This is a genomic window from Salipaludibacillus keqinensis, assembly GCF_003226325.1.
Classification (GTDB): domain Bacteria; phylum Bacillota; class Bacilli; order Bacillales; family Salisediminibacteriaceae; genus Salipaludibacillus; species Salipaludibacillus keqinensis.
Genome location: NZ_PDOD01000002.1, coordinates 125,356 through 138,717, shown reverse-complemented (window position 1 = coordinate 138,717; position 13,362 = coordinate 125,356). Strand labels below are relative to the sequence as shown.

The window sequence follows — 13,362 nt, the reverse complement described above, 5'->3', positions numbered from 1 at the left end:
AAGATGATGACTTTAGGAAATGTCTTAACAGCAATGGTTACACCTTTTGATTCTAAAGGGAATATTGATTTTCAAAAAATCCCCAAGTTAATGAACTACCTAATCGATCATGGCACGGACGGGGTGATCGTTGGAGGGACGACAGGGGAATCAGCTACGTTAAGTATTGAGGAAAAAGCTGTCCTTTACGACTATGCAGTAAAAGCATCTGCCGGTAGAATTCCTGTATATGCTGGAACTGGTATGAATGATACGTATGCTACAGCAGAGTTAACAATAAGAGCTGAAAAAGTTGGAGTAGACGGAATCATGCTTGTTACTCCATACTACAACAAACCGTCACAAAGAGGTATGTATGAACATTTCAAGACCATTGCTGAGAAGACTTCCCTTCCCGTCATGCTATATAACGTTCCGGGAAGAACTGTAGTAAATATGCTTCCTGAAACGGTCATCGCCCTTTCGAAAATTCCGAATATCACCTCTGTGAAAGAAGCAAGTGGTAATTTAGATCAAGTGACGGCTATTATTTCGAATACACCTGATGACTTCGCCTTATACTGTGGTGATGATAGTTTGACACTACCTTCATTAGCCGTAGGTGCTGACGGTGTCGTTTCAGTTTCCAGTCATATTATAGGCACGGAAATGCAAGACATGGTTAAAGCATTCAAAAAAGGTGACATCCACACAGCAGCATCGATTCATCAAAAGCTGTTGCCTATTATGAAAGGGATGTTTATCGCACCAAGTCCTGCTCCTGTGAAAACAGCGTTACAATTAAAAGGCATGGATGTAGGAGGGGTTAGACTTCCACTCCTCCCCTTAACTTCGGAAGAGCGGCAATTGATACAGGACGTTTTGTAGGGGGGTTGAATTAAAAGCCTTATAGATTGAGAAAAAGAACGACTAGGTCTTTTGATGAGATAAAGTAAAATGATTGAATAATATATGGTGAGATAAAAAGGAGCTGTTCTCAAAGGGACCCTGTTGAGACAGCCCTTTTTTTGTGACTTGAGAAGGGGAGAAAAAAAGTTTAGTTAAAGCTATTTGTTATAGATTCTAACGAATTCAACTTGGTTTCGTTTATTCTTACTTGTAGTTGAAAACGCGAATACGTTATACTAATGAACAGAGGGTGAACGGATCGAGTTAGAAAGTATAATAATAGATCATTTAATTAGGAGGATTTACCATTGTCGAATCAACAAACAGAAAAAATACGCATATTATCCCTAGGTGGATTAGGTGAAGTCGGGAAAAATATGTATGTGATTGAATTAGATGACGAAATGATGATCATCGATGCAGGGTGTATGCACCCAGCGGATGACATGCTTGGTGTGGATATTGTGATCCCAGATATTTCGTATCTTGTAGAAAATAAAGAGAAAATCAAAGGAATTATTCTTAGTCACGGCCATGAAGACCATATTGCAGCTGTACCGTATGTATTAAGAGATTTGAAAGTACCTGTTTATGGTTCCAAGCTAACATTAGCACTAGTGAAAGACCACTGTGATGATGTGGAAGTAGGCCATCAACCAAATTTTGTAGAAGTTCATTCCGATTCAAAAATCAAAATAGGAAAAACACCTATTAGCTTTTTCCGGACAAACCATAGTATTCCTGATTCGTTGGGAATTGTTGTTCATACGTCCCAGGGTCCAATTGTTTACACAGGAGACTTTAAGTTTGATCAAAATCCTGTAGATGGAATGCCTACTGAAATGGGGAAATTGACTGAAATCGGTGACAAAGGTGTGCTTTGCCTTTTATCAGACAGCCATAACGCAGAAATTCCGGGAAATACACCTTCTGAATCATTCGTAGCGGAGGGCTTGAAAGATGCCTTTCATGAAGCGAGCGGGCGAATCATCGTTGCTGTCTACTCTTCTCACATTCACAGAATTCAGCAAGTACTAAATGCTGCGGAGAAACAAGAGAGAAAAGTGGTCGTCATTGGGAAACCTATTGAACGTTCTGTGGGAATCGCAACAGATCTAGGTTATTTAAAAGATGAAAATGACACGCTAATCTCCAAGCAAGACATGAAAAAATATAATCGGGAACAAATAGTTATACTAACTACAGGTAGTCAAGGCGAGCCTATGAGTTGTCTAGCTAAAATGGCTAAAGGGTCACACTCGTTAGTGAAAATAGAGAAATATGATCGAATTGTTATTTCAGCTATGCCTGATCCTGGGAACGAAAAAGTTGTCTCACAGATGGTGGACCTCTTATCTAGAACCGGAGCTGAAGTCGTTTATGGAAAAACGAAAAAAGTTCATGTTTCAGGTCATGCTAGTCAAGAGGAATTGAAGTTGATGTTGAACTTGATTAGACCTCAACATTTCATTCCTGTTAGTGGAGAGTACCGTATGCAACACGCTCATCGCAACTTAGCTAAGACTGTAGGGACAGACGATAGTAAAATCTTCCTTCTTGAAAAAGGAGAAGTGGTCGAGTTTACAAAGCGAAAAGGGAAGCTAGCGAATAAAGTAACTTCTGGTCATGTGTTAATTGATGGTTTAGGAGTTGGAGACGTTGGCAATATCGTGTTAAGAGATCGTCGCCTTCTATCAAAAGACGGTATCCTTGTTGTGGTTGTGACGTTAAACAAACGTCATAATCAGATTCTATCTGGTCCGGACATTATCTCGAGAGGTTTTGTATATGTGAGAGAATCTGAAGAATTAATAAAGAACGCTGAGAAATTAGTGACTGAGACGTTAAATCAATCAATAGAGCAAAATCAAACAGAGTGGGCACAATTAAAAGGGCAAGTTCGCGATCAATTAAGTCGTTTCTTATATGAAAAGACGAAACGGCGCCCAATGATCATGCCAATTATTATGGAAACTTAATGAATAGAATCGTCGTAAATCCGAAAAGGACAAGCTTTTAGCTGTCCCTTTTGGATTTTTTTGTTCATATATTTACTTTATTTGTTGCAGTCTCTCCATTTTATGTTGCGTCCCTCACCGAATTTGTTCTCGATTGTCATTGCATGAAATCGTCTCCCTTCTTCCATACTAAAAGGAAAAGGGAGGATTAAATGATGAGAAACACTCACGATTACCAACAAGACCAAGGAGAAAAGCCTGAACCGGACAAAAACGAAAAGGGTGACGGCATTCTTGATAAAATTCAGCAATTGGGACAAACGAATGTTCCGCAAATGGAGGCAAGTAATATTCACGTCCTGACCATCATTGGTCAAATAGAAGGCCATATGCAGTTGCCACCACAAAACAAGACAACCAAATATGAACACGTGATCCCTCAATTAGTCGCCGCAGAACAAAATCCTAAAATTGAAGGACTCTTGTTAATTTTAAATACGGTAGGTGGGGATGTAGAAGCCGGGTTGGCCCTTGCAGAAATGATTGCTTCTATGTCTAAACCAACCGTTACACTCGTGCTAGGAGGAGGACATTCCATAGGGGTTCCTATTGCGGTAGCAGGCACTCATTCCTTTATTGCCGAAAGTGCTACAATGACCATTCATCCTGTCCGCTTAACAGGACTTGTGATAGGTGTCCCACAAAGCTTTGAGTACTTAGATAAAATGCAAGATAGAGTCATCCGTTTTGTTACCCAGCATTCGTCCATTACAGAAGAAAAGTTTAAAGATTTAATGTTGTCAAAAGGAAACCTAACTAGAGATATTGGAACAAACGTCATCGGGATAGATGCAGTGAATGAAGGGATCATAAATGAAGTGGGAGGTTTAGGTCCTGCAATAAGGAAATTAAATGAATTAATCGAACAAAACAAAGGAGAGAAAAAGGATGTGATTCAATGATTTTATACACTTATCAACAGATAGATTCGATCTTTCCCGTCGAAGAATCAGATTATCAAGCGCAGCAAGTTGTTGATATTCCAGGAGGACAGCTCATGTTGGAGCAAGTTAGCGATGAGTATAGAATCGTTCGATTATTGTCGACAGATCCTAATCTATTTTTAGATCCCCGGTATACTCCGGGACAGCCATATAAACCCTCGAAATAAACAAGACAAATTCTTGCCAATTCTAGTATTAAATCCTCTCTCTGTGCTATAATTAATGAAACAAGCGTTCGTGAATGTCAGGAATAGCAGCCGATCGATCGGCTGCTTCTTGCATTTGTAGTGAGATATTATGTTGAGGTGATTAGATGGCACAAAAGCGTAGAAAGAAGACACAAAAGTGGCGAAAACAATTAACATTTGAATTAACAGGATTATTTTTATTTATTATTTCCATCGTCACCTTTGCTTCACTCGGTATAGTTGGAGAAGGGTTAATAGAGCTATTCCGATTCTTCTTAGGGAGTTGGCATATTTTATTAACGATATCATTGTGCTTATTTTCATTGTATTTAATGCTGAAAAGAAAACTGCCTGTGTTGTGGAGCCGACGGTATATTGGAATTTATTTATTCGTTTTTTCATTAACATTGTTAAGTCATGTACAACTGTTCAGAGAACTAGGAACAAGAGTTGATTTTATCGACCGTTCTGTGGTGCGGAACACATGGGATTTATATTGGCAACAGTTGCAAGGAACGGCAATCACCAACGACCTTGGGGGAGGAATGCTTGGTGCTGTCGGGTATTCTGTCAGTCATGTCCTTTTTTCTTCTCATGGAACAGTGGTATTTGCTATCGGTCTGATGATTGCCTCTATCGTATTAGTTACAGGAAGATCGTTCATTGATTTTGTGAAAAACAATAGTGGAGGTTCAGCGAATCTATTACGAGCGATGAAAGATAAATTAGTCGATAGTTCAAAAGCTCTCGGTATGAAAATCAAAGACCGGATCGATGAGAAAAAAGCAAGAAAACATCAACGATCTCTAACAGAGAAAGAATCTTACCCTAAAAGTGAAGAGGTTCCTTTAGAAGAACCGATTATTTACGATTTTACGAAAACGGCTTATGAAGAAGAAAATGCTTCGGAAACAAAAAAACAAGATCGAATTGATGTCACGCCAATTGAGTCTGAACCAATTGATCAACCTATTAATAAAAGTAGCAAAGAAAAAACGAACGAAAATGTTTCAGTTGTTGAGGATGCTCATAAACAGACAACCTCTTTAGTAGTAGCGGTTGCAGAGAATGCTGATTACTTGCTTCCCGAAATAGATTTATTATCAAACCCAGCTAAATCAAGTCAAGCTAAAGAACATGCCATGCTCTCAAAAAATGCGAGGAAGCTTGAACGGACGCTGGAAAGTTTCGGTGTGAACGCAAAAGTAACAAAAGTCCATCTTGGGCCCGCGGTAACAAAATATGAAGTATATCCAAGTACTGGCGTGAAAGTGAGTAAAATTGTCAACTTAACAGACGATTTAGCGTTAGCACTTGCGGCAAAAGATATTCGAATGGAAGCCCCGATCCCAGGGAAATCAGCTATTGGGATTGAAGTTCCGAATCAAGAGGTTTCCCTTGTAACTTTAAGAGAAGTTCTCGACTCTACCGTTATGCAAAATAAAGAAAATCACTTGGCGATCGCTCTAGGAAGAGATATCTCAGGGGAAGCGGTCATTGCGGAATTGAATAAAATGCCCCACCTACTTGTAGCGGGGGCGACAGGAAGCGGTAAAAGTGTTTGTATAAACGGAATTATCATTAGTATTCTCATGAGATGCAAGCCCCACGAAGTGAAATTAATGATGATTGATCCAAAGATGGTTGAGCTTAATGTTTACAACGGTATTCCTCATTTGTTATCACCTGTAGTGACGGAACCGAAGAAAGCCTCTCAAGCATTGAAAAAAGTAGTGAATGAAATGGAACGTCGCTATGAATTGTTTGCGGCATCAGGTACAAGAAATATAGAAGGCTATAATGCATATATTAAAAAAGAAAACAAAAAGCGTGATGAAGCAGAAGCCTATTCACCTCTGCCATTTATCGTCGTGATTGTGGATGAATTAGCAGACTTAATGATGGTAGCTTCTTCTGAAGTAGAAGATGCGATCACTCGACTTGCTCAAATGGCACGTGCCGCTGGTATCCATTTAATAATTGCTACACAGCGTCCATCTGTTGACGTAATTACTGGTGTAATTAAAGCCAATATTCCGTCTAGAATTGCCTTTGGTGTATCGAGCTCAACTGACTCGAGAACCATATTAGATGGGAATGGCGCAGAGAAACTTTTAGGTAAAGGTGACATGCTCTTCTTACCTGTCGGGGCCTCAAAAGCAACGAGAATCCAAGGAGCCTTTTTATCAGATGAAGAGGTAGAAAGAATCGTCATGCATTGTATTGAACAACAAAAGGCTCAATATGCAGAGGAAATGATGCCTAAAGAAGGAGAGATGGATCCTGTTAAAGAAGAAGTTCAAGATGAGCTTTATTACGATGCCGTTCAATTAATTACAGAAATGCAAACAGCTTCTGTCTCCATGTTGCAACGCCGCTTTCGCGTTGGGTATGCTCGTGCAGCAAGATTGATTGATGAGATGGAAGTAAGAGGTGTAGTTGGACCTTACGAAGGAAGCAAACCACGGGAAGTGCTTATATCTAAAGAACAAGACTCGATGTCGAACGAATCGTCATAACAAAAGGCTTTACTTATGGTGATCAACGAAGTTGATCACCATATTATTGAATAAAATGTATGAAAACGTTTATTTAAACATAGTTTGAAATGGAATTTCATGTTACATTTACTATATTGAATCATGAGTAACTTGTTTTGCAGGGGGAGTTTAAATGATTAAATCCGATCAACGACCACTATATTTGCAAGTGATCGATAAAATCAAAGAAGATATTGACAAAGGTATTTATCAAACAGGGGAAAGACTCCCTTCAGAATTTCAACTTTCAAAGCAATTAGGTGTCAGTCGTGCTACGTTACGTGAAGCATTGAGGATGCTTGAAGATGAAAGTGTGATTATTCGAAGACATGGCGTAGGCACGTTTATTAATACGAAGCCACTGTTTTCATCTGGAATTGAAGAATTGTTTAGTGTCACAGATATGATTAAACGAGGGAACAAAGAGCCTGGAACCAACTTCCTTTCTTCCTCAATTAATAGTCCATCTGAAGAGGACTGTAGCCGTTTCCTGGATGAAGAACTAAATGAAATGATTGTTATAGAACGTGTTCGAACAGCAGATGGTGAACCTGTTGTTTATTGTCTTGATAAAATTCCTAAACAACATTTACCTGATTATGTGTCACATGAGCATCAGTCTATATTTGATCAACTTGAGAAATCGGGTACTACTATTGCCTATGCGATGACTCAGATTGAACCCCTTGGTTATCACGAGAAAATATCTGAAATCTTGCAATGTGATCCAGAAACATCGCTTCTTGTTTTAAAGCAAATGCATTACGATGAACAGGAACAACCTGTTTTATACTCTATTAATTACTTTCGTGCAGATAAGTTCAAGTTCCACGTGTTAAGAAAAAGAGTATATTAATACTCATATTCACCAGTGCCTACATCATTGACTTGTAGGCACTGTTTTTTTAAAAAGAAACGAAGGATAACAAAACGCCTTTGGTTCTGATGGAATTGTTTCTTCACTATGGCATGAACTCTAGTCTTCGTTAAGTAAGCTGCTTTTAATATTTGCTATAGATTCAATCCTTTCGTAAAATTAGTATATTAAGGAAAGAAACATAATCATACGTTTTCTAGGTATATTATGAATAACAGAAGGAGGGAAAGAAATGGAACAAGAACAAGTAGTCCATTACCAAGTTGGTCCGGTTCGTGTGCACGTCATACCGTCTACCACTTTTAAAACAAATACCATTGTTATACAAATGAATGCCCCTTTACAAAAAGAAACAGTCACAAAGAGGTCGATTCTGCCAAGCGTTCTGCAAACAGGTACAAAAGATTATCCCACAAGACAGCATATCCGAAGCGCCTTAGAGGAACTTTATGGTGCATCATTGAGTGGAGATGTTGCAAAAAAAGGCGAACAACAAATCATCTCATTTCGAATGGATTTAGCTAACGAGAAATTTTTGAAAGATAGCGAGCCCCTAATGGATCGGGGTTTAAAACTACTTTCATCTGTTTTTCTTCATCCTAAGATCTCCAATAAACAGTTTGATTCTAAAATGCTCGATGAGGAAAAAAGAACACACCGGCAAAAGATTTCTTCTGTCTACGATGATAAAATGCGATTCGCTAACAAACGCTTAACAGAAGAAATGTGTGAAGATGAGCCGTTCGGTTTACATGTTTTAGGATACGAAGAAGATTTAGAAGCAATCGATGGTTCTAACTTATACGAATATTATCAACAGGCTTTAGTGGAAGATCAGATCGACCTGTATGTGATGGGGGACGTGAAAGTAGATGATCTGAAAAAGATGATCGAAAAATATTTCCCTCTACAAAGTGCAGCACCTGAGGACAACGTTTCTACTGAAAATAAATTTTTTCAGGAGAAGGAAAAGAATGAAGTCATTGAAGAACAGTCGGTTCAACAAGGAAAGCTCCACATTGGCTATCGAACCAACGTCACATATGGTGATGATGATTATTTTGCTTTGCAATTATTTAATGGTCTTTTTGGTGGTTTTTCTCATTCCAAGTTGTTCATTAACGTTCGGGAAAAAGCAAGTTTGGCCTATTATGCAGCATCGAGAGTGGAGAGTCATAAAGGCCTGCTGATCGTCATGTCAGGAATTCAATCTTCTAAGTATGATCAGGCAACGAAAATTATCTTTGAACAAATGGAAGAAATGAAGCAAGGGAAATTTACTGATGCAGATTTAGATCAAACCAAAGCCGTCTACAAAAACCAGGTCCTTGAAACAATGGATGTGCCAAGAGGGCGTATAGAACTGGAATACCATAATCAACTTGCAAGTAAAGCAGTCCCTATAAATGAATGGCTACAAAAAATCGATCAAGTAACCAAAGAAGAAATTATTAAAGTGGCCCAAAAAATCCAATTGGACACTGTTTACTTTCTAAAAGGAAAGGAGGAAGCTGCTAATGAATAAGGTGACCTTTGACCAATTGCAAGAAACCCTCTACGTGGAAGAATTATCTAACGGTTTAAAAGTGTATGTTCTTCCTAAACAAGGATTTCATAAAACATTCGCAACATTCACAACGAAATATGGCTCTATTGACAACCATTTTATTCCTTTGAATGAAGAAGAAGCTTTACGAGTGCCAGATGGCATTGCGCATTTTTTAGAACATAAATTATTTGAAGATGAAGAAGGGGATGTCTTCCAAGACTTTAGTAAATTAGGTGCTTCAGCTAATGCCTTTACTAGTTTCACACGAACGGCTTATCTATTTTCAAGCACGATGAATGTGGAAAAGAATTTGGACACCTTATTGAATTTTGTCCAACATCCTTATTTTACTGAAGAATCTGTTGATAAAGAAAAGGGAATTATTGAGCAGGAAATCAAGATGTATGAAGACAATCCCGATTGGCAGAACTTTTTTGGTCTGTTAAAAGCGTTGTATAAAAACCACCCGGTATCCATAGACATAGCTGGCACGGTTGAATCGATTAATAAAACAACGAAGGATTTGCTTTATACTTGTTACCATACGTTTTACCATCCTAGTAACATGGTATTGTTTGTGGTTGGTAATGTGGACCCTAACGAGATCCTTAACCAAGTACGGAAAAATCAGGCAGATAAATCATTTGCTGATCAAAAGGAAATCACAAGGTATGTTGAGGATGAACCGGCAGAAGTACGGGAGAAAAAAGTAGTCATCCCTATGCCTGTGAATACAGGAAAGTGTCTTGTGGGCATTAAAGAACGAACACCTAACAAACAAGGAAAAGAATTATTAAAACATGAATTGTCCTTGCAATTATTGCTTGAGATGATGTTTGGGCAAAGTTCTGAGAACTACCAGACCCTTTATGGGGAAGGGCTCATTGACGATAGTTTCAGCTTTGATTTCACAGCTGAGCATGGATTTGGCTTTTCTGTGATTGGTGGAGATTCTAGTGAGCCGGAGAAATTGGCTGACCGTATTGAAGAATTGCTTAGTAACTTTAAACAAAAACGTCTTGAAGAGGATGTAATAGAACGTATCCGCAAGAAAAAAATAGGCTACTTCTTAAAAGCAATGAACTCTCCAGAATATATAGCGAACCAGTTTACTCGTTACAAATTTAACGACATGGATTTGTTTGAAGTAATCCCGACATTGGAGTCGCTGACGAAAGAAGATTTGACCGAAACGATGAAGAGTCATTTTGACCTAGATACCCAAATAAGTAAATGTTTAGTGGTAAAAGAGGAAGGTTTACGTGCATAGCTCCTCACCATTAGCTTTTATTACAGGGGCAAGCGGAGGCATCGGAGGATCGATCAGCCTCCGTTTAGCTTCTCTTGGGTATGACGTCGTTCTGCACTACTGTCAAAATCGGGATTCAGTAGAGCAATTAAAGGCGACGATTGAAGACAAGTATGGTCAATCGTGTACCCTTCTTCAAGCAGATTTTCGTCACACGTCAGAAACACTTGAAAAAATCAACCATTTAAATCTCCAACCGGAAGTAATCGTACATAATTCTGGTTCAGGACAAACAACACTCTTTCAAGATGTTGGAACGTCGGAATTGACTTCACAAATATCGATTAATTTAACGACTCCTTCGTTAATTACAAAAATGTTTTTGCCAAAAATGTTATCCATGAAAAGAGGACATATCATAATGATTACCTCTATATGGGGACTTACTGGCGCCTCCTGTGAGGTGACGTACTCTATGGTGAAAGGCGGACAGAATTCCTTTGTCAAAGCATTGGCAAAAGAAGTAGCCCCTAGCGGATTGCAAGTGAATGGAATTGCACCTGGTGCAATTGATACGGAAATGCTTGCTCACTATTCCTCAGAGGATATTCGACTTCTTAAAGAAGATATTCCGGCGGGACGTCTAGGTTCAACACGGGAAATTGCAGGTACTGTGGCCTTTCTTTTGTCAGAAGATGCACGTTACATTAATGGTCAAATTATTTCAGTTAACGGGGCATGGTATTGTTAAAAAAATGTTCTCCAGCGAATATTATTCCTTCTTTGAGACAAGCTATGTAATGATTGTTAATACAAGCATACAAGGAGGAATATGAGTATGTCCGTACTAGATAACTGGGAACAGTGGAAAGACTTTTTAGGTGAAAGATTGCATCAAGGTGAAGAAGAAGGAATGGATCAGAACACTGTGAATGAAGTTGCCTATCAAGTTGGAGAATATTTATCAAATGAAGTGAAACCGAAGAATGAACAAGAAAAAGTGTTGGCAGATCTATGGCATGTAGCGTCTGAAGAGGAACAACACGCAATTGCTAATATGATGGTCAAACTGGTTCAACGGCAGTAGATTTCATGAGAGAGAAAAGTATCGTCATCATGGCGGTACTTTTTGACTTTATTTAGGTCATCATACATACATATTCCCTTGAAATTTCTTATTGAGTAATGATATGGTATCTATTTTACTAATAATGTGATAAATCTCTTTTAATGCAATCTAAAATCAATTATGATTATGAAAGAGGATAAAAAAGGATTGGCGAATTTTGACTAAATATGACGAGAGGGGTTGTCCTATGGAACAGAAGGAATGGTATATGGAATATCAAATCCATGAAAATCGCCCTGGTTTATTAGGAGAGATAGCATCGCTATTGGGAATGCTTCGAATAAATATCGTCACGATCAATGGAGTGGAGCATAGACGAAGGGGAATGTTAATTAAGAGTTCAAGTGACGAGGCCATTATGAGACTGAAATTCATTATGGAGACAATGGATGTTATTACTTTGCGGAAAATAAGACAGCCTAAACTACGGGATCGACTTGCGATCCGTCATGGACGTTATATCGAGCGGGACGAGGATGAGAAGAAGACATTCCGGTTTGTTCGTGATGAATTAGGTGTGCTCGTAGATTTCATGGCGGAGTTATTTATGAAAGAAGGGCATCGCTTAGTTGGAATTCGAGGCATGCCTCGTGTAGGAAAGACAGAGTCGGTTGTAGCTGCTAGTGTATGTGCGAATAAAAGGTGGTCGTTTTTATCTTCAACATTGCTAAGACAAACGATTCGGAGTACGTTAGCGGATGATGAAATGTCTGAAAACCATATTTACATTATTGATGGGATCGTTTCAACGATGCGTGCCTCAGAGCGCCATCAAATGCTAGTCTCGGAAATGATGCGTCTTCCTGCTACGAAAGTAGTAGAACACCCTGATATTTTTGTTCGGGAAACAGAATATACATTGGATGATTTTGATTATATTATTGAATTACGCAGCGACGAAAACGAAGAAATTACATATGATGCGGTGGAGTCTGGCTTCTCATCATTTGATATTAGTTAAGTGGTAGGTGTTTAGAGTGTCAGAATTAGGACTAAGGTTAAAAACGGCAAGAGAAGAGAAAGGCTACTCTCATGAAGAGTTGCAAAAAATCACAAAAATACAAAAGCGCTATTTACTCGCCATTGAAGAAGGTGATTTTTCGAAGATGCCTGGGGAATTTTATGGCAGAGCTTTTGTGAAAAGTTACTGTGAAGCGGTGGGATTAGACCCTGAGATGGTATTTGAAGAGCATCATGATGAATTGCCAAAACCGAAAAGGGAGCCGACCGATTTACCACCTCGTGTAAACCGGTCAAAGCCGAAAACAGTGAAAAAGAAATCAAAAATGTCTTCTCTTATCCCAACCCTGATAGCTATATTGTTTATTATTGCTATTGCTACGGCGTTTTGGTTTATGAGACTTGATAGCGGCAGTGACTCGGCAGGTGTGTCTAGAGAAGAATCACAAAGTTCGTCAGAGATTGACATGATTGACTCAGTAAATAACAATGAGGAAGAAGAAAATGAGCCGGTGATCAACGGAAACGTTGATAATAATGCAAATAGTAATGAAAATGGAACAAATGAAGAACCGGAAAATGAAAATGCAAACAATGAAGAAGACGAAGAACCAGCAGAACAGACGTTATCATTGGAAGGAACCGAAGGGAACAGGTCCACTTATAATTTAAGTGATGCTGAGTCTTTCGAGGTGACAATGGAGTTTACTGGCGATAGCTGGCTAGCTATCACGAACGGAGATGGGGATGAGCTTCACCAAGGAACTCACTCAGATGGAGATCAAGAAAGTTTCGATTTTTCAGAGGAGTCAGAAGTTACTTTTAATATGGGGAATGTTCGAACCGCAGAATTGTATGTAAATGAGGAACTACTAGAATATTCTTCTGACGATCATCGTCAATACATTATCATTCAAAACAGTGATTCTTGATTCACATCTTTTAAGGCAGCTCTTTCATTTAAGGGCTGCTTTTTCTTTCCTTTTATGATGCACAGGGCGCGATAATTGAATGGATTCT

At 38.8% G+C, this 13,362-nt stretch carries 12 protein-coding genes; all 12 read left to right on the top strand.

Annotation, left to right across the window (positions count from 1 at the left end; all coding sequences use genetic code 11):
• The first annotated feature begins 3 nt into the window (after positions 1 to 3).
• The 12 genes from dapA to CR194_RS07755 all read left to right on the top strand — a co-directional run bounded on the left by dapA (position 4) and on the right by CR194_RS07755 (position 13,274).
• Complete coding sequence (gene dapA, locus CR194_RS07810; protein WP_110609120.1) at positions 4 to 867, top strand: 4-hydroxy-tetrahydrodipicolinate synthase; 864 nt, start codon at positions 4 to 6, stop codon at positions 865 to 867.
• Between the two features lie 329 nt (positions 868 to 1,196).
• A complete protein-coding gene (locus tag CR194_RS07805; RefSeq protein ID WP_110609119.1) occupies positions 1,197 to 2,867 on the top strand; it encodes a ribonuclease J in 1,671 nt (556 codons plus the stop codon).
• A gap of 191 nt (positions 2,868 to 3,058) precedes the next feature.
• Positions 3,059 to 3,808: a ClpP family protease gene (locus CR194_RS07800; protein WP_408640736.1), complete on the top strand. Its 750-nt coding sequence runs from the start codon at positions 3,059 to 3,061 to the stop codon at positions 3,806 to 3,808.
• Complete coding sequence (locus CR194_RS07795; RefSeq protein ID WP_110609117.1) at positions 3,805 to 4,017, top strand: YlzJ-like family protein; 213 nt, start codon at positions 3,805 to 3,807, stop codon at positions 4,015 to 4,017. Before CR194_RS07800 ends, CR194_RS07795 begins: the two co-directional genes overlap by 4 nt.
• A gap of 146 nt (positions 4,018 to 4,163) precedes the next feature.
• Entirely contained in the window at positions 4,164 to 6,557 is a 2,394-nt protein-coding gene (locus CR194_RS07790) for an FtsK/SpoIIIE family DNA translocase (protein WP_110609116.1), read from the top strand.
• 154 nt (positions 6,558 to 6,711) lie between these two features.
• Complete coding sequence (locus CR194_RS07785) at positions 6,712 to 7,434, top strand: GntR family transcriptional regulator (protein WP_110609115.1); 723 nt, start codon at positions 6,712 to 6,714, stop codon at positions 7,432 to 7,434.
• A 253-nt stretch (positions 7,435 to 7,687) separates the two neighbouring features.
• Positions 7,688 to 8,980 carry an EF-P 5-aminopentanol modification-associated protein YfmF gene (yfmF, locus tag CR194_RS07780; RefSeq protein ID WP_110609114.1) on the top strand — a complete coding sequence of 431 codons (1,293 nt, stop codon included), beginning with the start codon at positions 7,688 to 7,690 and terminating at the stop codon, positions 8,978 to 8,980.
• Positions 8,973 to 10,274 carry an EF-P 5-aminopentanol modification-associated protein YfmH gene (gene yfmH / locus CR194_RS07775; RefSeq protein ID WP_110609113.1) on the top strand — a complete coding sequence of 434 codons (1,302 nt, stop codon included), beginning with the start codon at positions 8,973 to 8,975 and terminating at the stop codon, positions 10,272 to 10,274. Before yfmF ends, yfmH begins: the two co-directional genes overlap by 8 nt.
• Positions 10,267 to 11,004, top strand: coding sequence for an elongation factor P 5-aminopentanone reductase (ymfI, locus tag CR194_RS07770; RefSeq protein WP_110609112.1), 738 nt, complete (start codon positions 10,267 to 10,269; stop codon positions 11,002 to 11,004). Before yfmH ends, ymfI begins: the two co-directional genes overlap by 8 nt.
• A gap of 87 nt (positions 11,005 to 11,091) precedes the next feature.
• On the top strand, positions 11,092 to 11,340 hold the full coding sequence (locus CR194_RS07765) for a DUF3243 domain-containing protein (protein WP_110609111.1): 249 nt from the start codon (positions 11,092 to 11,094) through the stop codon (positions 11,338 to 11,340).
• Between the two features lie 229 nt (positions 11,341 to 11,569).
• Complete coding sequence (locus CR194_RS07760) at positions 11,570 to 12,343, top strand: YmfK family protein (protein WP_110609110.1); 774 nt, start codon at positions 11,570 to 11,572, stop codon at positions 12,341 to 12,343.
• A 16-nt stretch (positions 12,344 to 12,359) separates the two neighbouring features.
• Positions 12,360 to 13,274, top strand: coding sequence for a helix-turn-helix domain-containing protein (locus CR194_RS07755; RefSeq protein ID WP_158282204.1), 915 nt, complete (start codon positions 12,360 to 12,362; stop codon positions 13,272 to 13,274).
• The last annotated feature ends 88 nt before the right edge of the window (positions 13,275 to 13,362 follow it).

Excerpts from the sequence above, each read along its gene's own strand:
- dapA (WP_110609120.1), top strand. The coding sequence starts at position 4 with ATGATGACTTTAGGAAATGTCTTAACAGCAATGGTTACACCTTTTGAT.
- CR194_RS07800 (WP_408640736.1), top strand. The coding sequence starts at position 3,059 with ATGATGAGAAACACTCACGATTACCAACAAGACCAAGGAGAAAAGCCT.
- CR194_RS07795 (WP_110609117.1), top strand. The coding sequence starts at position 3,805 with ATGATTTTATACACTTATCAACAGATAGATTCGATCTTTCCCGTCGAA.
- CR194_RS07790 (WP_110609116.1), top strand. The coding sequence starts at position 4,164 with ATGGCACAAAAGCGTAGAAAGAAGACACAAAAGTGGCGAAAACAATTA.
- CR194_RS07785 (WP_110609115.1), top strand. The coding sequence starts at position 6,712 with ATGATTAAATCCGATCAACGACCACTATATTTGCAAGTGATCGATAAA.
- yfmF (WP_110609114.1), top strand. The coding sequence starts at position 7,688 with ATGGAACAAGAACAAGTAGTCCATTACCAAGTTGGTCCGGTTCGTGTG.
- yfmH (WP_110609113.1), top strand. The coding sequence starts at position 8,973 with ATGAATAAGGTGACCTTTGACCAATTGCAAGAAACCCTCTACGTGGAA.
- CR194_RS07765 (WP_110609111.1), top strand. The coding sequence starts at position 11,092 with ATGTCCGTACTAGATAACTGGGAACAGTGGAAAGACTTTTTAGGTGAA.
- CR194_RS07760 (WP_110609110.1), top strand. The coding sequence starts at position 11,570 with ATGGAACAGAAGGAATGGTATATGGAATATCAAATCCATGAAAATCGC.